Raw genomic sequence first — 17020 nt, 5'->3', positions numbered from 1 at the left:
CATCCCTAGGACCAGCGTCCGCCGATGATCTCGTTCATCAGGTCGGGCTCTTTTTGCAGGCCGGCCAGCATTTCGGGATCCAACCTTGGCGGACGGCCGGCCTCGGTATGGATCAGCAACTGAACCAGGGCGTCCACCTGGTCATCGTGACGGGCCGATGGGAATCCAAGCAGTTCGCCAACGAAAGCTTCGCGCCAGGGCGCTCGGTCAGGCAACAACAGGGCGCCGCTCTCCACCCTGGCGGCGGCCCGGTCAGCGCGGCTGTATTTGTCCTTGTCCGTCTTGATGGGGATGGGTAGCGGCACCCCTCGCGGTTGATCAGCCTGCAAAGTCTGGATCATCTGCGTTCCTGCGGCGGCGTCCTCGATCAACAGCTTCTCGGGGCTGTATTCCAGGGCCAGGGCGATCACCTTCTTCTTCAGAGGCGGAAACGCCAGGCGGTCGCGGAATACGTCGATCACGATGACCTCGGATCGCCTGACGGCGGCGGTGACACAGACCGACCAGTCGTTGCCGTGGCCCGTCTTGTTGGCCATGTCCCAGCTCTGAATGATGCGGTCGCCGCGCTGATGGATGTATGGCGCAGGGTAATCGCGCAGCCACTTCCGCTTGAACACCGAGCCGTCGGGCGGGGTGGGCTCCTGCTGGTACTGGGCCTCGAAGTTGCGGGACCCCGAAGCGCGCCGCGTTTCCTCGACGGTCGCGGGCGTGTCGCGAACGGCATGCAGCAGTTCGCCCGCCCGGCGGTGGTAGGTACGGCCGCGTCCCAGGTCGTAGGTCTGGTCTTGCGGCGCGATCAGGGGGATCGACAGGACTTCCCAATCGCCGGACTCCTGCAGCATGCCGACGACGTCGTCCTGGTGCAAACGCTGCACCACGACCAGCATCTGACCGGTGCGACGATCGTTGAACCGCGACATCAGCGTCGAGCGGATCCAGCTGTTGGCGCCTTTCCGAACGGTCTCGGAGTTGGCGTCGTCGGCCTTGACGGGGTCGTCCAAGATGATGTGGTCGGCCCCGAAGCCGGTCACGGCTCCGCCGACCGAGGTCGACATCCGATGGCCACCCGCCGTGGTGCGCAGGTTCGCCAAAGCGGCGCTCTCCAGGCGGGTGTCGGGGAACAGGCGTCGATACCAATCCGCCTGCATGATGCGGCGTGTCTTGACCGCGAATTGTTCGGCCACGTCCTGGCTATAGCTGACGCAAATGATCTTGGCTGCCGGGTTTCTGCCCAGCAGGTAGGCGGGCAGGATCTCCGAGAGGATGACCGACTTCAGCCCGCGGGGCGGCACATTGACGATACCGCGCATCAGCTCGCCCTCGGCGATACGACTGCCGACATTACAGAGCGCGCTGACGTGCCAGTTGTCGATGAACTCCGGCAAAACGTCCGCCAACGCCCGACGGGCGAAGAACTCGAACTCGGTGCGGCAAGCGTGACGAACCGCGGCCGCCATTTCCTCGGCGGTGGGTTCTTTGGGACGAGGCAGTCCCGGCAAAGGGGCGGACATCGTGCTACTTCCGCTCGGACATCAGGCGGTCGAACAGCTCTTGATCGATGGACCTCAGGTCCTGGTCGCTGGCGTCCATCCCCACCCCGTGGCGTTCCATCTGCTCCAGGACGACCTTGGCGATCCCTGAGCCCTTGCCCTTGGCGCTCTGTTGCAACCCGCCCAGCAGCGCAGCGTGGATCAGGGGAATGGAGCTCACCCCGTCGGCTCGCTCGACGCGCACCGGATGATAGGCGACCTCACTCAAGATGGACGCCAGGCTCGGCTTCTTAGGCGGCCGCCCCGAGGGGTTGCCAGACTGCCCCTTCTTGAACCGCGTCCCTTCCGGCGGTTTGCTATATCCCACGTCATAGTCCCTTTCATCCGGACCCTTGGGGCCACGCGGCGGTTTGCGGTGCTTGCCCATCACGCCGCCTCTCCGATGGCGGTCAGCCGTTCGGCCGCGACCACGTCGAACGCCTCGCTGCCCTCCAGCACGGCCGTTCCGCCGGCGGCGATGAAGCGGCGGCAGATGACGTCGCAGTACAGCGGATCCAGTTCGATCAGCCGGGCGCGGCGCCCGGTGCGGTCTGCGGCCATCAGGGTCGAGCCGGAGCCTCCGAAGGGATCCAGAACGATGTCGTCGCGGTGACTGACGTCCTGAATCGCGTCGGCGACCATGGCCACGGGCTTGGCGGTCGGGTGCAGAGCCAGGTCGGCGTCGCGTTCGCCATGGAAGCCCGAGGCGCCGTCGTATTTCCAGACGTTGGTGCGATAGCGATGCTCGCCCAGGCCGAAATTGTTGACGTGCGGGACACGGCCTTTCTTGAACACGAAGGCCAGCTCATGCTGGCTGCGGTAGAAGGCGCCCATGCCCGCGTTGGGCTTGGCCCAGACGCAGACGTTCTTCAGCTCGCCAATGGCGGACTGACCGGCGGCCAGCATCTCGGCCATGTGCCGCCAATCCATGAAGACGTAGTGGATCGACCCGTCCATCGACACGCCAGCCGCCGCGCCCAAGGTCTGGCTCAGGAATTCGGTGAACTGGGCGGGCGTCATCTCGCCGCTGGCCATCGGGAATTCCCGTCGGCCGCTGTCGCGCTTCATAACGTGGCCCACGATCCGAACATTGTAGGGCGGGTCGGTGAATACCATCCTCGCGGCTTCGCCCTGCATCACCGCGGTGTGCACAGCCGGATCCCGGGCGTCTCCGCACACCAGCCGGTGCGGACCCAGGCGCCAGATGTCGCCCAGCCGGGTGACGGCGACCTCGGCCAACTCGGGCACGGCATCCTGGGCGGCCCCGTCGTCGGTCTCCGGCGACGCCAGCAACAGATCCAGTTCGGCGGTCTCGAAGCCCAGGTCCTGCAGGCTGAAGCTGAGGTCCAGGCTGGACAGCTCCGCCAGTTCCAGCTTCAGGATGTCGTCGTCCCAGGACGCCATCTCGGCCAGCTTGTTGTCGGCCAGCAGATAGGCGCGTTGGTCCGCCTCGGGCAGATGCGCCAGGGAGACGGTCGGGACTTCGACCATGCCCAGGGCCCGAGCCGCCTCCAGCCGGGCCGCGCCGGCCAGGACCTGATCGTCCGTGCCGATGACCAGGGGGACGGTGAAGCCCACGCGCAGGATGGACTTCCTGATCAGCTCGATCTGCTTAGGAGGATGGTCCCGAACCTGGCGTTTAGGAACCTTGAGGCCGGCGACGGGGCGCGGCGTAACGGGCAGCCGCTGGGGGGCGGTAATCGGGCGGGTGAACAAAATGGCCTTCCTTGGTGATCAACACTATCGTTCTCCAAGGAGCCCGCCGTCGGCGCGTGTCGGACGATCCGAACGCGCTGGCGAGACAAATCATCCATGATTCGTGGCGGTGGTCCAAGAGTTCGCTCGACTTCGCGCGCACCGGAAGCATTCCTACCCGACATGAATGCTCAAGCTGTACACGGCGACCAAGACTCTCTGTTCGAGCTCCTGCTGGAAGTTCTGGAATCCACGGCCGAGCTGTGCGCCATGGCCGGCCGGTCCGACCGATTGGCCGAGATCGACGCACGCTGCCGCCGCGCCGCCGAGCTGTCCGGCCAAATGTTGGACATTCGCGACTGAAGCCGCTCGACTTCTGCCCGAAAGGAAGCGTTCTGACGCCCATGCCCGCCAAGCGGGCTTGTCTCGGTAGGGGCGGCTGATCGCCCCGGAACGGAGACAAACCCCATGGCCGATATCGTGCAACTGCCCGACGCCAAGAGCCGCCCCAAGCGGCGCATGAAGCCTACCCCCATCCCCCGCCGGTATGCCCGCAAGATGAAGGCCGAGGTGGTCGCCGCCCTGCACCGGACGAACGCGGATTTCGAGGCCGTTTTCCCGCCGGCTGGCGAGAAGATCGTTCTCTCTCGCCAGAAGATCAGCAAGATCGACACGGTGATCGCGTTGCTGCGCCAACCCGACGGCGCGAGCCTGGATGAGATCGTCGCCGCTACTGGCTGGCAACGGCATTCGGTCCGGGGCGCGCTGGCGGGGGCCGTGAAGAAGAAACTGGGCGCGCCCGTGGCCTCGCAGCTGGTCGATGGCGTCCTGCGCTATCGCGCGGCGGAGGCGCGGCCGTGAGACAGGCCGTAATCCTGGCCGAGGCCGAGGTGAAGGCGCTGGAGGCGGCGAGCCTCCAGGACCTGAGAGTGGCGTGGGTGGATCGGTTCGGTCCGCCCGCGCCGCGCCACCGATCGGCCGATCTGCTGCGCCGGATCCTGACCTGGAACATCCAGGTCGAGGCGGCGGGCGGCCTGAGCAAGGCGACGCTGAAGACGGTGCGTGGGACCGGGCAGTTGAAACCGCCCGGTCCCGTCCTGACCCCCGGCGTCCGGCTGACCCGGGAGTGGAAGGGCCGACGCTGCGATGTCGAGGTGATCGAAGGCGGTTTCCTATTCGAGGACAGGCGCTACGACAGTCTGTCGGTGATCGCGCGCGAGATCACCGGCACGCGCTGGAACGGCCCTCGCTTCTTCGGCCAGCGGGAGGGCGCGGCGAAATGACAGCGAGCCGCTGCGCCATCTACACCCGCAAGAGCTCGGAGGAGGGGCTGGATCAGGCCTTCAACAGCCTGCATGCGCAACGCGAGGCCTGCGAGGCCTATGTCCTATCCCAGGCTGGCGAGGGGTGGAAAGCGCTGGCCACCATCTATGACGACGGCGGGCTATCGGGGGGAACCCTGCAGCGGCCGGCCCTCCAGCGGCTCATGCAGGACGTCGATCGCGGCATGATTGACGTCGTGGTGGTCTACAAGGTCGACCGCCTGACCCGGTCCCTCGCCGACTTCGCCAAGATCGTCGAGCGGTTCGACGCCCGGTCGGTCTCCTTCGTGTCGGTGACCCAGGCGTTCAACACCACCAACTCCATGGGCCGGCTGACCCTGAACGTCCTCTTGTCCTTCGCCCAGTTCGAGCGCGAGGTCACGGGGGAGCGCATCCGCGACAAGATCGCCGCTTCCAAGAAGAAGGGGATGTGGATGGGCGGCAACCTGCCGTTCGGCTACGACCTGCCTACTGACCCCGCTACCCGGGCTCTGGTGGTGAACGCGGGCGCGGCCGAGCAGGTGAGGGGGCTGTTCGCCCGCTATCTGACCCTCGGTTCGGTCCATCGGCTGAAGGCCGAGCTGGACGCCGAGGGCGTGGTGACAGCGGTCAAGACCAGCCGATCGGGCTCCACCCGGGGCGGCGTGGCCTGGAGTCGCGGCGCACTGTTCCATCTGCTGCGCAACCGCGTCTATCTCGGCGAGGTGACGCATAAGGGCGCCTCCTACCCGGGCGCCCACCCCGGCATCGTCGATCCCCATCTGTTTGCCGAGGTGCAGGCTTCGCTGGACGCCAACACCTCGCATCGACGGAAGCGCCCGCTGCAGCTTCAGGGCTCGCCCCTGGCCGGCAAGATCGTGGATGCGGATGGCCTGCCAATGACCCCGGCCATCGCCTACGGAAAGTCCCGAAGGCGCTATCGCTACTACGTCTCCCAGCCTCTGCAGGTCGGGCAGGGGGCCAAGCTGGACCGCGAAATTGTCCGTCGCGTTCCAGCCGGCGTCATTGAAGGGGTGGTCATGGAGCGGCTTGCGGCTTGCGGCCTGACCGAGCCGGCCGACGGATGGGCGGCTATCTGCGAGAAGATAGACCGGGTTACGATCGGGACGGATCGGATCGTGGTTCGCTTGCCGCGCGGCGAGTTGAGCGCGGCTGGCTTGGCTAAGGCCCAAGCCGGTTTGCTCGGCGGTCAGAAGCTTGTCGAGGTTGGCGAGCGCGTCAACAAGCTGGATCTTATCATCCCCGGCCGCCCGGTGTTTCGCGGGGGCCGCACCTGGATCGCCACGGCCGACGGCTCGGCGGTGGCCCGTAACCCGGCGCCGGACGCCAAGCTGGTTCAGGGGCTGCGGCGCGCGCACGCCATCGTCGCCGGCGGCGCCGAGAAAGCGCTCGCTCACAACTACCTGCGCCAGCTGGTCAGGCTGGCCTTTTTGGCCCCTGACATTCAGTCCGCGATCATCGAAGGCCGCCAGCCGGTGGGCCTGACCCTGGAGCATCTCGTGAAGACCGAGATGCCGCTGGCCTGGAGCGAGCAGCGCCACGTGTTCGGGTTCGCGGCCATTCATTGACCGAAGACCGGGTCGGATCTTCGCGGCGCCCTGCTGGTCGCGGCCCGAAAATGAAATTCCCTGATAAATTCCCTGATAGCAGGGAAAACCGTCGTCGGAATTCGCGGCGTGGAGACTGCGGGCCGGAAACGCGTGAAATCGGCCCGGTGACGCCTGTTTAGGCCGGGCAGTTTCGACGCGATGACTGTAGGAATTTGCGCTTTATCAGCGACTTATCGCCGGCAAGGGCCGGTGGAGATATGTCGGTGGGGGCCGGTGGCGGAGAGGGGGGGATTCGAACCCCCGGTACGCTTTCACGCACGCCGCATTTCGAGTGCGGTACATTCAACCACTCTGCCACCTCTCCGCGAGGCCTTCAGTAGGCTTGGTTGAAGGACGGCTTCTCTACGGGCGTCCGGGCCGCCCTGCAAGCGGGCGACGAAAAATTATCGCAAGGTCGGCAGGGGCAGTCCCCCCGCCGGCGCCCCCTGGGGGTCGGGAATGGCGAAACGGAACAGTTCGGCGGGCCGCCCGCCGGTGGCCGACATCACGCCGGTCGGCGCCGCCAGGCCCGAGCGCTCGACGCCCCGGCGGAAATTCTGCTTGTGCAGCAGCAGGCCCGACACCGCCTCGGCCGCGGCCTGAAGCTCGAACAGGGTGAAGGTCTCCGGCGCCAGGTCGAACAGCACCGGCCGGTATTTCAGCTTGCTGCGCAGGCGGCCCAGGCCGGTGGCCAGGATGCGGCGGTGGTCGGACGCCATGGCGCGGCCCAAGGCAGCGGGCGGGGGTTCGTCGCGGTCGCGGGCGGCCTCGGTCACCAGGCCGGCCTCGTACAACAGCTCATAGCGGTCCAGCACCCGCTCCTCGTTCCAGCGCAGGCCGGGCCGCAGGGCGAACAGGGTCTGGACCCGCGCCTGCCGTCGCGGCTCGGCTCCGGCCCAGGCGGTCAGGTCCGCGGCGATGCGATCCATCAGCGCGGCGTCGGGGGATCGGCGATCCTCCCACGGGAAGATGTCGAAGATGGGGGTCCAGCGGGCGGCCGGCGTCTCGGTCGCGGCGCGCGTCAGCGCCAGATAGCCGACCGACACCTCGCGCATCCGTTCCGGCCCCGGCGTGGCGCGCGGCGAGGCGCGGCCCAGGTCGCCGAAGGTGTAGAGCTGCTCGACAAAGCCCAGGCGAAAGCCGGTCTGGGCCGTCACGAAGGCGCGCAGGGCCAGCTCGAAGGTGCGGTCGGCCGCCGGATCGAAGGGGCCGAAGGGCAGGGCGGCCTCGGCCTCGGTTTCGCCGATGGTCAGGACGACGGCCTGGCGGTCATGCAGGGCCATGACCACGGCCGACAGGCCGATGCGGACGCCGGTGCTGTCGCCGCCCCCGCCCATGCCTATTCCGTGTGCCAGGCGTCGGCGGCGGGGATCAGGCCGACCGCTTCGGCCAGTACGCGGTAGCGGTCCAGATAACGTTCCTGGGCCAGCGACGCCGGCAGGGGGTCGATGACCAGATCATAGCCGGCCGGCGGTGCGCCGAAGAAGCCCAGCGCCTCCTTGTGCGAAAAGCCGGCCAGTTGCGTCGCCTCGAAATAGGCGCAGGCCTTGTCGGCCTTCTTGATCAGGGCCTTGATCGCGGGCGGGGTCTTGGGCGGCAGGCCGAAGCGCACATGGATGGCGCCTTCCAACCGCGCCTCGAACGCCTTGTAGTTGACGCCCAGCGCCGACTTGAACGGCGAGATCATGTCGCCGATCACATATTCCGACGCGTCGTGCAGCAGGGCCGCCAGACGCCATTTCGGATCGATGCCGGGTTTCAGGTGGGCCGTGATCTCCTCGACCACCACGCTGTGCTGGGCCACGGAAAAGGCGTGCTCGCCAATGGTCTGGCCGTTCCAGCGGGCGACGCGGGCCAGGCCGTGGGCGATGTCCTCGACCTCGATATCGAACGGCGAGGGGTCCAGCAGGTCCAGGCGACGGCCCGACAGCATGCGCTGCCACGCGCGGGGCGGCTTGGATCGGGCGGCGGTCTTGGAGGGGGCGTCGGCCAAAGAAGTCTCGGATCCTGCGGTTGGGCAGGTCAGGTGACGCATCCGGCCGGTCGGATCAAGCTCTGCACGACGATGGCCTGGGGACCATCGGGCCGGATCAACGCCCGACGTTCAGCGTCACCAGCGCCTTGGCCGCATCCAGCACCGTGTCGTGATCGTTCTCCTTGGTGCGGACGGTCGCCACCACCAGGGGGCCGCCGGCCGGTCCGCGCGCCTCATAGCCGACCATGCGCCAGCCCTGGGCGGCCTCGTCGCCATTGGTCAGGATCCAGGTCGAACGGGTGGCGTCGCCCCCGCTGCGGGTGCGGATTTCGGCGCCGCGGTCGGTGGCGTTGATGCTGACGGCCTCGTCGTCGGTGCGGATATCGACCGTGCCGCCGGCGTCGTCGGCGTTGATGCTGAGGCCGCCGATGCGCACGCGCGCCTTGTCGCCGTGGGCGTCGATGCTGACGCCGGGCAGGCGAACGCGGGCGGAATCGGCCTGGGCGGCCTCGGCGTCGGCCTGGGCGGCGCGACGGTCGGCCTGGGCGGCGCGGCGATCCGCTTCGGCCGCGCGACGGTCGGCGGCATGGGCGGCCAGGTCGGCGTGGGTCTGGGGCAGGGCGGCGGCCAGTTCGGTCTCAAAGGTCTTCAGCGCCTCGGACGCCGGCCGGCCGTCCAGCCGCACCAGATGCAGATTGACCTCGGCGCCCTTGGGTCCGGCGTAGATGCAGACCAGACCCCCGGCCTCGGCCGAGCCCTTGCGGGTCAGAACCCCCTGGGTTTCCGGGCATTGCAGAGCATCGACCACCTTCAGCACGCCCTCTGACCGGGTTTCTGAACCGGTGCTGGTGGTCGTGATGCGAACATTGGGCTGGTCGCAGGCGGTCAGGGCCGTGGCGGCCGCCAGAACGGCGGCCAGCGGCAGGATCGAACGGGGCAGGGCGTACCGTTTCATGACCCCATCCTGCGCCTTCCGACGCGCGTATCCAGTGAAATCGCAGTAATCGGCATGTCGGCTCCGCGTCCGCGATGTGGCGTCAGGCGCCGGGCCGGCCGCCGTCGCGACGGCCCAGGAAGGCCAGCCGCTCGAACAGATGCACATCCTGCTCGTTCTTCAGCAGGGCGCCGTGCAAGGGCGGGATCAGCTTTCCGGCCGCCTGCTCGCGCAGGGTCGCGGGGTCGATGTCGTCGACCATCAGCAGCTTCAGCCAGTCCAGCAGTTCCGACGTCGAGGGCTTCTTCTTCAGTCCCGGCGTGTCGCGCAGCGCATAGAAGGTCTTCAGCGCCTCGCCCACCAGGCGCGGCTTGATGCCGGGATAGTGCACCTCGACGATGGCCTTCATCGTCTCTTCGTCGGGGAAGCGGATGTAGTGGAAGAAACACCGCCGCAGGAAGGCGTCGGGCAGTTCTTTCTCGTTGTTCGAGGTGATGATGACGATGGGGCGCACGGCCGCGCGGATCGTCTCGTCCGTCTCGTGGACATAGAACTCCATCCGGTCCAGTTCCTGAAGCAGGTCGTTCGGGAACTCGATGTCGGCTTTGTCGATCTCGTCGATCAGAAGCACAGGCCGCACCGGGGCGGTGAAGGCCTCCCACAGCTTGCCGGGGCGCAGATAGTTGCGCACGTCATGCACCCGCTCGTCGCCCAGCTGGCTGTCGCGCAGGCGGCTGACGGCGTCATATTCATAAAGGCCGTTGTGGGCCTTGGTGGTCGATTTGACGTGCCAGGTGATCAGTGGCGCATCCAGGGCGGCGGCGATCTCATAGGCCAGCACCGTCTTGCCGGTGCCCGGCTCGCCCTTGATCAGCAGGGGCCGTTCCAGCGTCACGGCGGCGTTGACCGCGATCTTCAGATCGTGGGTCGCGATATAGCTGGCGGTGCCTTCGAACCGCGCGCCCTGATCCTGCATTCCCCGTATCCCCGGACTGTGACTGTCTACAGCCCTAGCCCAGGAGACGGCGGGTTAACAACGATCAGGTGATGCGTTTGACCGAAACCGGGTCGCTGGCGGGGAAGCTTTCCTCGACGCCCTCGTCGATCAGGGCCTCCTGGCGGTCTTCGGCCAGGCCGGATTTGTCACGCAGTTGATCCGGCTTGCCGTCCTGACGCTCGGCGCGGCGGGCGTGGGGCGTGTCGGGGCCGCGGGTGTCTATTTCGGGTCGGGGGGTGGTCATCGGGTCGTCTCCTCGTCGGGGCCATAGCCCAGGTCGGCGATGTCGTCGTCGGACAGGCGTTTGGCCTCCCAATGGGCGGCGCTGGCCTGGGCGCCGCGCTGGTTCCGCATCAGGCCGGCATAGACCAGCTCGACCTCGTCGGGGGCCGAACCGGGGTCGCCGTCGGCGTCGATTTCGGAAACCTGGGGGCTGTCCAGGCCCAGCAGGGCGTCGGCCTTGGCCTCGATGCCGTCCATGGCCAGGACGTCGCCCAGATCCTGGTCGTCCTCGTCGAAATCGTCTTCGTCGGCGTCGCCGTCGGCCTGGGTGACGTCGAACACGTCGTCCGCCTCGTCCAGCAGCAGGTCGCCGTCGCCTTCGTCGTCCAGATGCGTCTCGTCGAAGACCTCGGACTGGTCCTGCTCGTCGCGGTCGCTTTCGATGGCCGGCATGGCGTCGCTCCTGTTCAGGAAGGCAACGCCCGGATGTCAGCCGTCGTTCCAGCCGCCGGCCACGGCCTGGTCCAGCGCATCGCGCACCGCCTGGATGGCGCGGGGCCAGCCGTCGAAGCCGCCCGTCGCGAACGTCCGCACATGCGGATAGAAGACGTAGCGGTCCGTGCCCATCAGATGCCAGTCGTCCGGCGCATGGATCAGCCAGGTGCGCGCGCCCGTCGTCGCCGCTAGATTGGTGCCCGCAATGCCCGGCCCCACCACCAGATCACAGGCGACGGACAGGGCCGCCACATCCTCCAGATCGTTCCTCAGGTCGATCGGCGGGGTCCAGATCTCGACCCCGGCCGCCTGGGCCGCCGCCAGGTCGTCGGACACGTCGCCGCACTGAAGATTGATCATCCGGCAGCCGGGCGTGGTCAGCACCGGCTTCCACCGCTCGAAGCTGGAGAAATAACGCGAGCGCACGCCGGTCAGCACCAGGCTCTTCCAGTGCAGGCCGATCTTCAGTTCCGGGCCCAGCGCCTCCAGCTGGGACTTCCAATGCGCCACCCGCGCCGGATCGGCTTTCAGATAGCCGCGCGTGTCGGGGAAATCCGCCAGGCTGCGGCGGTATTGCGCCAGAAGACTGGCCATCGGAACCCAGGCGTCGGCCTTGATCCCTTCGGCCTCGGCCAGGTCTTCCATGAAGGGGCAGAAGCGGGTCAGCCGGCCTTCCAGCCGCACCGCCCGGTGGGCGCCGACAACGGCGCGGGGAAAGCTGCGCTGGTACATGTCGACCAGCCGCGCCTCGACGGCCAGATAGACCTGTCCGTCCGGTCCGACGGCGTCGATGGCGTCGGGAATGCAGCCGCCGAAGATCATTTCGTCGGCGATGCCCTGTTCGCCCACGATCAGCAGCCGCTTGCCGGCGATGTCGGTCGTCGCCGGATCCCAGCGCGGGGCGTCAACCACCACGCGCATCGCCTCGGGCATCGACGGGTCCAGCCGCGCCTCATAGGCCTCGAACCCTTCGGGTATGCGGCCCATCCCCATCAGCAGCATGGCGCGCGCCATGGTCATCATCGCCTGCTCATAGCCCGGCTCGGCGCCCTCATAGGCGGCGATCAGATCGGCCAGCGCCCCCTCTTCGTCGCCCAGCGGTTGGCGCACATTGGCGCGGTTGTAGCGGGCCTTGGCGAAGTCGGGGTCCAGCCGCAGCGCCTCTTCCAGGAAGATCAGGGCGTTGTGCATGTCGCCCTGGTCGCTCATCACCGTGCCCAGGGTGTTCCACAACAGCGCGCTGCCGGGTTCGATGGCGATCAGGTCGCGCAGGGTGGCGACGGCCTCGTCATAACGGCCCGCGTCGCGCTGCACGCAGGCCAGATTGTTGGTGGCGTCCACATGGCCCGGATTGGCCGCCAGATATTTCACCAGCAGCTTTTCCGCGATCTCCAGATAGCCCAGCCGCTGGGCCAGACGCCCCAGGTCGTGCGCCACCTCCGTCTCGTGCGGCAGCAGTTTCAGCGCGGCCTCATAGGCGTTCAGCGCCTGGCCCACCTCGCCGGCCTTTTCCTGACAGATGGCCAGGATGTGCCACGCCAGACCATTGCGTTCGTCCAGATCCAGGGCTTCCAGGCAGCGTTTGGCCCCCAGGTGATAGTCATGCGCCTGGACCGCCGCCAGGGCGGCCCTCAGCTTCTCGACGGCCTTTTTCTGGACGGCCAGGCCGCTGCGCAGACGGCCGCTGGCCAGATCCCGCGCCAGGCGGCGCAGGGCCTCGGGCGAGGCCGCATCGCCCGCCGTTCCCTGAGCGGCCGGCTGAAGCGCATGGGCGAGGTCGGTAAGATCGATCATGAAGCGGCTCGTACAGGCGGACGCCCCTGATTGCCTGCCCACATCACAAGACATGGTTAACCACGTCTGTTTAGCCTTTGCTCAATGCGCCGTCCCTAGGTTGGGCCGGGCAAAGGGGGGAGTCCTGCCGGATGCCGCTGAAGCTGTCGCTGAAGCCGGGTGAGAAGTTCGTTCTGAACGGCGCCGTCGTCCAGAACGGCGACCGTCGCGGCGTTCTGATTCTGCAGAACAAGGCCAATGTCCTGCGCGAAAAGGACATCATGCAGGTCGACGAGGTGACCACCCCGGCGCGGCGCATCTATTTCCCCGTCATGATGATGTACATCGACGAGAACCAGGCGCCCAAGCTGTACGACGAATTCGCCACCCGCGTGACCGAGTTCATGACCGCCACCCGCAATCCCGAGGCCATGGCCGACTGCGTCGCCGCCTCCAAGCACGTGCTGGCGCGCGAATACTACAAGGCCCTGCTGGCCGCCCGGAAACTGGTGGAATACGAGGACAAGGTCGCGAATGTCGCTTCAGGCCTATAAGACCGCCGCCGCCCGCGCGGAGTCCCCGCGCGAGATGGAATACCGGCTGTTCGGACAGGTGACGCGGGCGCTGGTGCATGCGTCAACGGTTGATCGCAACGACGTCCAGACCCGCATCGACGCCCTGGACTGGAACCGGCGTCTATGGTCGGCGCTGGCGACCGATTGCAGCGACCCGGACAACGCCCTGAACAAGCCCCTGCGGGCCCAGATCATCTCGATCAGCCTGTTCGTGAACCGCCACTCCTCGGCCATCATGCAGGAGGGCGAGGATTTCGAACCTCTGATCGACATCAACAAGATGGTGATGCAGGGCCTGGCCGGCGCCCAGGAAGCCGCCTGACGCCCACTAGGCAATCTGTGACGCCGTCGCCGGGTCGATCCTGCCGGGCGAGTGTCGCCTAGCATGTAAGATACTGAAATCCAGAGATTAAAGGCGGGCATTTTCAGGTCCGCTTCTTGCGTGTGCGCGTGCGAACCAGAACCGGTTCCGCGGCCAGAAGGCCGTTTCAACCGACCAGAATGGAAGGATGCCGCATGCTCTCGAGCTCGGTGAACACGAACGTGGGCGCGATGATCGCGCTCCAGAACCTGAACGCCACCAACGCCGACCTGGCCACGGTCCAAAACCGGATCAACACCGGCAAGAAGATCGCATCGGCCAAGGACAACGGCGCCATCTGGGCCATCGCCCAGGGGCAACGCGCCGAAATCGGCGCCCTGGGGGCGGTCAAACAGTCGCTCGACCGGGGCATCGCTGCGGTCGATGTGGCCATGGCGGCGGGCGAGACGGTCTCCGACCTCTTGCTGCAGATGAAGGAGAAGGCTCTGGCGGCGACCGATGCGTCGCTGAAAACCGCGTCGCGCAATGCGCTGAACGAAGATTTCCGGGCGCTGCGTGATCAGATCACCAGCGTCACCAACAACGCCGAATTCAACGGGGTCAACCTGCTGAAGACCGGCGCCACCGGGTTCCAGGCTCTGGCCAACGCCGCCGGCACGAATTCCATGACCGTCGGCGCCGAGGTGCTGGCTCTGGGCGGAACGATCGTCACCGTGGGCGCGACGCAGTCGATCACCACCCTGTCGCGGGCGACGGCGTCCCTGGCCGCCGTCAATGCGTCGCTGGACAATGTCTCGGGCGCCCTGGCGCGTCTGGGCACCAAGTCCAAGGCGCTGGAGACCCACCGGACGTTCGTCGGCAAGCTGACGGACTCTCTGGAAAGCGGGGTGGGCAATCTGGTCGACGCCGACCTGGCGAAGGAAAGCGCCCGGCTCCAGGCGCTGCAGACGAAGCAGCAACTGGGCGTCCAGGCCCTGTCCATCGCCAACCAGACCCCTCAGCTGGTCCTGTCGCTGTTCCGCGGCTGATCGGCCTTCAGGTTCAAGGACGACGCCGGAGGGGTTCGCCCCCTCCGGCGTTTTCTGTTGGGCGCTGTGCGCCGCGCTAACGCTCGCGCCGCGGGCGCTCGCTGCTTGAGCGCGAGGGCTGTTTATTGCGCTATCGCTCGGGACGCGGTCCCTCGCTGCTTGAGCGCAGGCTTTCCCCGCGCGTCATCACGAAAGGGCGAGCCGGCTTGGCGAAGCCGGCGAACTGCTCTTACCTCTGACTCGTGCGCTCGATTGGGGGCGCGTCGTGAAAGGAGGTGATCCAGTGTCTCATTGTCATCAATCGCGTGCGGTGGCCGCGACCCTGGTCTCGGTGGAGGCCTGGGCCTGACCTTTCAGGCTTTCGGTTTCGGCTGACCGTTTCGCGGTCAGACAATGTCGGGGCCGTCGCGGCGACGCGGCGGCCCTTTCATTCATCCGAACACCTGCGACCACCAGCCCATGGTCGCCAGGAAGATGCGGCTGATGATCTCCCACGCCAGCCAGACGAAGGCGGCGAAGCCCGCCGTTCCCACCCAGGCCAGGGCCACGGCCACGCCATCCCGCTGCATCATGCCGAAGCCGAACAGGGCCACGAACAGCGACGGAAACAGATTGCCGCCGAAGATGGGCAGCATGACGATCACGGTCAGCAGACTGGTCGCCAGACCGATCAGCACCTCTGAAACCTCGTTGGTCATGAACAGCCAGCGCGGGCAGGACAGGCGCTCGATCGTCTTCAGGGGTTTGCTGATGCGGGCCGTGACCTTGCGGAACTCCTCGCGCGGCAGGCTGCTTTTCAGCGCCCAGCGCGGCAGCCACAGCTGGTCGCGCAGAAACAGCCCTTGCAAACAGATCAACAGCAGCGGCGCCCCCAGCACCGTGGTCGATCCGGGAATGGGCGAGGCCAGGGCGTTCAACAGCCCCAGGAACACCATCATCGCCCCAAAGCCGCGCTCGCCGAAGGCGTTGACCAGTTCGCCCAGGTACAGCTTGGGCTCATCGCGCGCGCCGATGTCCTCCAGCACCTGCGAAAAGGTGCGCGCGTCGCTCTGATAATCGTAATCGGGCATGACGCGCTCGGCGGGGAAGGGAGGCTGGTCCAGCATTTAGGGACGGCCTGCTCCCAACGCCACTTAACAATCCGCAAGATGCGATCAGTGGTCGCCGACGTGCTCGGGCTTGCCTTTGCGCGGTGTGGCGGCCAGGTCTTCCAACTGCGTCTCCGTCATGGTTTCGACCATCGACCGTGACGCCCCCTTCAGCTTGGACTTGGGCATATCGCCGCGCTTGGCCGACAGGGCGGCGCCGGCGGCCTTCTGCTGGGCGGCGGATCTGGCAGGCATGGCGTAAGGCTCCTTCCGCAGAAGGAAACCCTCACGACCCCAGCAGTTCCCGACCGATCAGGAAGCGGCGGATCTCGTTGGTGCCGGCGCCGATGTCGTACAGCTTGGCGTCGCGCACCAGGCGTTCGACCGGCCATTCCTTGGTGTAGCCGGCGCCGCCGAGGGCCTGGACGGCCTCCAGCGTGACCTTCACCGCATTCTCGCTGGCCAGCAGGATGGCGCCCGCCGCGTCATAGCGGGTGGTCAGGCCCTGGTCGCAGGCGCGCGCCACCGAATAGACATAGGCGCGGGCGCTGTTCAGGGCCACGTACATGTCGGCCACCTTGCCCTGCATCAGCTGGAAGCTGCCGATCGCCTTGCCGAACTGTTTGCGGTCGCGGACGTAAGGCAGAACCACGTCCAGCGCCGCCTGCATGATGCCCAGAGGCCCGGCCGACAGCACCGCCCGCTCATAGTCCAGGCCGCTCATCAGCACGGCCGCGCCGCGCCCTTCGCCGCCCATGATGTTCTCGGCCGGGATCTCGCAATCCTCGAACACCAGTTCGGCGGTGTCCGAGCCGCGCATGCCCATCTTGTCCAGCTTCTTGGAGACGCTGAACCCCTTCATGCCCTTTTCGACCAGGAAGGCGGTGACGCCGCCGTTGCCGTCGCCGGTCCGGGCATAGACCACCAGGGTCTCGGCGTGGGGGGCGTTGGTGATCCAGAATTTCGTGCCGTTCAGGACATAGCGGTCGCCCTTCCTGTCGGCGCGCGTGCGCATGGACATGACGTCCGAACCCGATCCGGCCTCCGACATGGCCAGCGAGCCGACGTGTTCGCCGCTGATCAGCTTGGGCAGGTATTTTTGCTTCTGCTCGTCGGTGCCCCAGCGGCGGATCTGGTTGACGCACAGGTTCGAGTGGGCGCCGTAGCTCAGGCCGATCGAGGCCGAGGCGCGCGACACCTCCTCCATGGCCACGACGTGTTCCAGATAGCCCAGGCCCAGGCCGCCGAACTCTTCTTCCACCGTGACGCCGTGCAGGCCCAGCTCGCCCATCTCGGGCCACAGGTCGCGGGTGAATTCGTTCCTTTCGTCGATCTCGGCCGCGCGCGGCGCCAGACGGTCGGCGGCCCAGCGGGCGGTGGTGTCACGAATGGCGTCGGCGGTTTCACCCAGGCCGAATTCCATGGGTTGGGGCGCGAAGGGAATGCTCATGACGGCGGGGTTAGCACCCCCGGCGC

General features: G+C 67.1%; 20 protein-coding genes and 1 tRNA gene. 7 read left to right on the top strand and 14 right to left on the bottom strand.

All coding sequences use genetic code 11. The annotated features are described in order from the left end of the window. Positions 1–5 precede the first annotated feature (5 nt). The 3 genes from terL to Q0581_RS06610 are packed head-to-tail and all read right to left on the bottom strand — an operon-like array spanning position 6 to position 3245. Positions 6–1511, bottom strand: coding sequence for a phage terminase large subunit (gene terL / locus Q0581_RS06620; RefSeq protein WP_298698778.1), 1506 nt, complete (start codon positions 1509–1511; stop codon positions 6–8). A gap of 4 nt (positions 1512–1515) precedes the next feature. Then, positions 1516–1917, bottom strand: coding sequence for a DUF5681 domain-containing protein (locus Q0581_RS06615; RefSeq protein WP_298698800.1), 402 nt, complete (start codon positions 1915–1917; stop codon positions 1516–1518). Then, positions 1917–3245 carry a DNA modification methylase gene (locus Q0581_RS06610; RefSeq protein ID WP_324523888.1) on the bottom strand — a complete coding sequence of 443 codons (1329 nt, stop codon included), beginning with the start codon at positions 3243–3245 and terminating at the stop codon, positions 1917–1919. Before Q0581_RS06610 ends, Q0581_RS06615 begins: the two co-directional genes overlap by 1 nt. Positions 3246–3407: 162 nt before the next feature. On the opposite strand from Q0581_RS06610, the gene Q0581_RS06605 reads away from it, so the two are divergent. The 4 genes from Q0581_RS06605 to Q0581_RS06590 all read left to right on the top strand — a co-directional run bounded on the left by Q0581_RS06605 (position 3408) and on the right by Q0581_RS06590 (position 6114). Continuing rightward, positions 3408–3587 (top strand): hypothetical protein, encoded by a 180-nt coding sequence (locus tag Q0581_RS06605; RefSeq protein WP_298698774.1) that lies wholly within the window; start codon positions 3408–3410, stop codon positions 3585–3587. A gap of 105 nt (positions 3588–3692) precedes the next feature. Further along, positions 3693–4085, top strand: coding sequence for a DUF3489 domain-containing protein (locus Q0581_RS06600; RefSeq protein WP_298698772.1), 393 nt, complete (start codon positions 3693–3695; stop codon positions 4083–4085). Then, complete coding sequence (locus tag Q0581_RS06595; RefSeq protein WP_298698770.1) at positions 4082–4507, top strand: DUF2924 domain-containing protein; 426 nt, start codon at positions 4082–4084, stop codon at positions 4505–4507. The genes Q0581_RS06600 and Q0581_RS06595 overlap by 4 nt, the downstream gene beginning before the upstream one ends. After that, entirely contained in the window at positions 4504–6114 is a 1611-nt protein-coding gene (locus tag Q0581_RS06590; protein ID WP_298698769.1) for a recombinase family protein, read from the top strand. The genes Q0581_RS06595 and Q0581_RS06590 overlap by 4 nt, the downstream gene beginning before the upstream one ends. A 256-nt stretch (positions 6115–6370) precedes the next feature. On the opposite strand, the gene Q0581_RS06585 is transcribed toward Q0581_RS06590, so the two are convergent. The 8 genes from Q0581_RS06585 to Q0581_RS06550 form a co-directional block, all read right to left on the bottom strand. Then, a tRNA-Ser gene (locus Q0581_RS06585) sits at positions 6371–6460 on the bottom strand. A gap of 79 nt (positions 6461–6539) precedes the next feature. Beyond that, the gene (locus Q0581_RS06580) at positions 6540–7472 is read right to left on the bottom strand and encodes an NAD regulator (RefSeq protein ID WP_298698767.1); all 933 of its coding nucleotides are present in this window, start codon (positions 7470–7472) and stop codon (positions 6540–6542) included. Between the two features lie 2 nt (positions 7473–7474). Continuing rightward, complete coding sequence (locus Q0581_RS06575) at positions 7475–8068, bottom strand: HD family hydrolase (protein ID WP_298698799.1); 594 nt, start codon at positions 8066–8068, stop codon at positions 7475–7477. A 157-nt stretch (positions 8069–8225) separates the two neighbouring features. After that, positions 8226–9065 (bottom strand): methyltransferase type 11, encoded by an 840-nt coding sequence (locus Q0581_RS06570; RefSeq protein ID WP_298698766.1) that lies wholly within the window; start codon positions 9063–9065, stop codon positions 8226–8228. An 82-nt stretch (positions 9066–9147) separates the two neighbouring features. Continuing rightward, positions 9148–10020, bottom strand: coding sequence for a MoxR family ATPase (locus tag Q0581_RS06565; protein WP_298698764.1), 873 nt, complete (start codon positions 10018–10020; stop codon positions 9148–9150). Between the two features lie 64 nt (positions 10021–10084). Continuing rightward, the gene (locus tag Q0581_RS06560; protein WP_298698763.1) at positions 10085–10285 is read right to left on the bottom strand and encodes a hypothetical protein; all 201 of its coding nucleotides are present in this window, start codon (positions 10283–10285) and stop codon (positions 10085–10087) included. After that, positions 10282–10716, bottom strand: a complete 435-nt coding sequence (locus Q0581_RS06555; RefSeq protein WP_298698762.1) for a hypothetical protein — start codon at positions 10714–10716, stop codon at positions 10282–10284. Before Q0581_RS06555 ends, Q0581_RS06560 begins: the two co-directional genes overlap by 4 nt. A gap of 36 nt (positions 10717–10752) precedes the next feature. Continuing rightward, positions 10753–12552, bottom strand: a complete 1800-nt coding sequence (locus tag Q0581_RS06550) for a tetratricopeptide repeat protein (protein WP_298698760.1) — start codon at positions 12550–12552, stop codon at positions 10753–10755. A 131-nt stretch (positions 12553–12683) separates the two neighbouring features. On the opposite strand from Q0581_RS06550, the gene flbT reads away from it, so the two are divergent. The 3 genes from flbT (at position 12684) to Q0581_RS06535 (ending at position 14456) form a co-directional block, all read left to right on the top strand. Further along, on the top strand, positions 12684–13085 hold the full coding sequence (gene flbT, locus Q0581_RS06545) for a flagellar biosynthesis repressor FlbT (protein WP_298698758.1): 402 nt from the start codon (positions 12684–12686) through the stop codon (positions 13083–13085). Continuing rightward, positions 13066–13428: a flagellar biosynthesis regulator FlaF gene (flaF, locus tag Q0581_RS06540; RefSeq protein ID WP_298698756.1), complete on the top strand. Its 363-nt coding sequence runs from the start codon at positions 13066–13068 to the stop codon at positions 13426–13428. The genes flbT and flaF overlap by 20 nt, the downstream gene beginning before the upstream one ends. Positions 13429–13622: 194 nt before the next feature. Further along, positions 13623–14456 (top strand): flagellin, encoded by an 834-nt coding sequence (locus Q0581_RS06535; RefSeq protein WP_298698754.1) that lies wholly within the window; start codon positions 13623–13625, stop codon positions 14454–14456. Between the two features lie 431 nt (positions 14457–14887). On the opposite strand, the gene Q0581_RS06530 is transcribed toward Q0581_RS06535, so the two are convergent. Genes Q0581_RS06530 through Q0581_RS06520 form a run of 3 tightly spaced genes read right to left on the bottom strand, consistent with a single transcriptional unit; the run spans position 14888 to position 16994 of the window. Next, positions 14888–15562 carry an exopolysaccharide biosynthesis protein gene (locus Q0581_RS06530; RefSeq protein WP_298698753.1) on the bottom strand — a complete coding sequence of 225 codons (675 nt, stop codon included), beginning with the start codon at positions 15560–15562 and terminating at the stop codon, positions 14888–14890. Between the two features lie 48 nt (positions 15563–15610). After that, positions 15611–15799: a DUF3008 family protein gene (locus Q0581_RS06525; protein ID WP_298698751.1), complete on the bottom strand. Its 189-nt coding sequence runs from the start codon at positions 15797–15799 to the stop codon at positions 15611–15613. A 31-nt stretch (positions 15800–15830) separates the two neighbouring features. Then, a complete protein-coding gene (locus tag Q0581_RS06520) occupies positions 15831–16994 on the bottom strand; it encodes an isovaleryl-CoA dehydrogenase (RefSeq protein ID WP_298698749.1) in 1164 nt (387 codons plus the stop codon). Positions 16995–17020: the final 26 nt, after the last annotated feature.

It is taken from the genome of uncultured Brevundimonas sp. (genome assembly GCF_937863155.1).
Classification (GTDB): domain Bacteria; phylum Pseudomonadota; class Alphaproteobacteria; order Caulobacterales; family Caulobacteraceae; genus Brevundimonas.
This window is presented reverse-complemented; position numbering and strand designations above follow the sequence as displayed.

Bases quoted from the DNA above. Each gene is read 5' to 3' on its own strand.
- Q0581_RS06575 (WP_298698799.1), bottom strand. From the start codon at position 8,068: ATGCTGTCGGGCCGTCGCCTGGACCTGCTGGACCCCTCGCCGTTCGAT.
- Q0581_RS06550 (WP_298698760.1), bottom strand. From the start codon at position 12,552: ATGATCGATCTTACCGACCTCGCCCATGCGCTTCAGCCGGCCGCTCAG.
- Q0581_RS06615 (WP_298698800.1), bottom strand. From the start codon at position 1,917: ATGGGCAAGCACCGCAAACCGCCGCGTGGCCCCAAGGGTCCGGATGAA.
- Q0581_RS06530 (WP_298698753.1), bottom strand. From the start codon at position 15,562: ATGCTGGACCAGCCTCCCTTCCCCGCCGAGCGCGTCATGCCCGATTAC.
- Q0581_RS06580 (WP_298698767.1), bottom strand. From the start codon at position 7,472: ATGGGCGGGGGCGGCGACAGCACCGGCGTCCGCATCGGCCTGTCGGCC.
- Q0581_RS06520 (WP_298698749.1), bottom strand. From the start codon at position 16,994: ATGAGCATTCCCTTCGCGCCCCAACCCATGGAATTCGGCCTGGGTGAA.
- terL (WP_298698778.1), bottom strand. From the start codon at position 1,511: ATGTCCGCCCCTTTGCCGGGACTGCCTCGTCCCAAAGAACCCACCGCC.
- Q0581_RS06600 (WP_298698772.1), top strand. From the start codon at position 3,693: ATGGCCGATATCGTGCAACTGCCCGACGCCAAGAGCCGCCCCAAGCGG.
- Q0581_RS06560 (WP_298698763.1), bottom strand. From the start codon at position 10,285: ATGACCACCCCCCGACCCGAAATAGACACCCGCGGCCCCGACACGCCC.
- Q0581_RS06535 (WP_298698754.1), top strand. From the start codon at position 13,623: ATGCTCTCGAGCTCGGTGAACACGAACGTGGGCGCGATGATCGCGCTC.
- Q0581_RS06525 (WP_298698751.1), bottom strand. From the start codon at position 15,799: ATGCCTGCCAGATCCGCCGCCCAGCAGAAGGCCGCCGGCGCCGCCCTG.
- Q0581_RS06590 (WP_298698769.1), top strand. From the start codon at position 4,504: ATGACAGCGAGCCGCTGCGCCATCTACACCCGCAAGAGCTCGGAGGAG.
- flbT (WP_298698758.1), top strand. From the start codon at position 12,684: ATGCCGCTGAAGCTGTCGCTGAAGCCGGGTGAGAAGTTCGTTCTGAAC.
- Q0581_RS06605 (WP_298698774.1), top strand. From the start codon at position 3,408: ATGAATGCTCAAGCTGTACACGGCGACCAAGACTCTCTGTTCGAGCTC.
- Q0581_RS06555 (WP_298698762.1), bottom strand. From the start codon at position 10,716: ATGCCGGCCATCGAAAGCGACCGCGACGAGCAGGACCAGTCCGAGGTC.
- flaF (WP_298698756.1), top strand. From the start codon at position 13,066: ATGTCGCTTCAGGCCTATAAGACCGCCGCCGCCCGCGCGGAGTCCCCG.
- Q0581_RS06565 (WP_298698764.1), bottom strand. From the start codon at position 10,020: ATGCAGGATCAGGGCGCGCGGTTCGAAGGCACCGCCAGCTATATCGCG.
- Q0581_RS06570 (WP_298698766.1), bottom strand. From the start codon at position 9,065: ATGAAACGGTACGCCCTGCCCCGTTCGATCCTGCCGCTGGCCGCCGTT.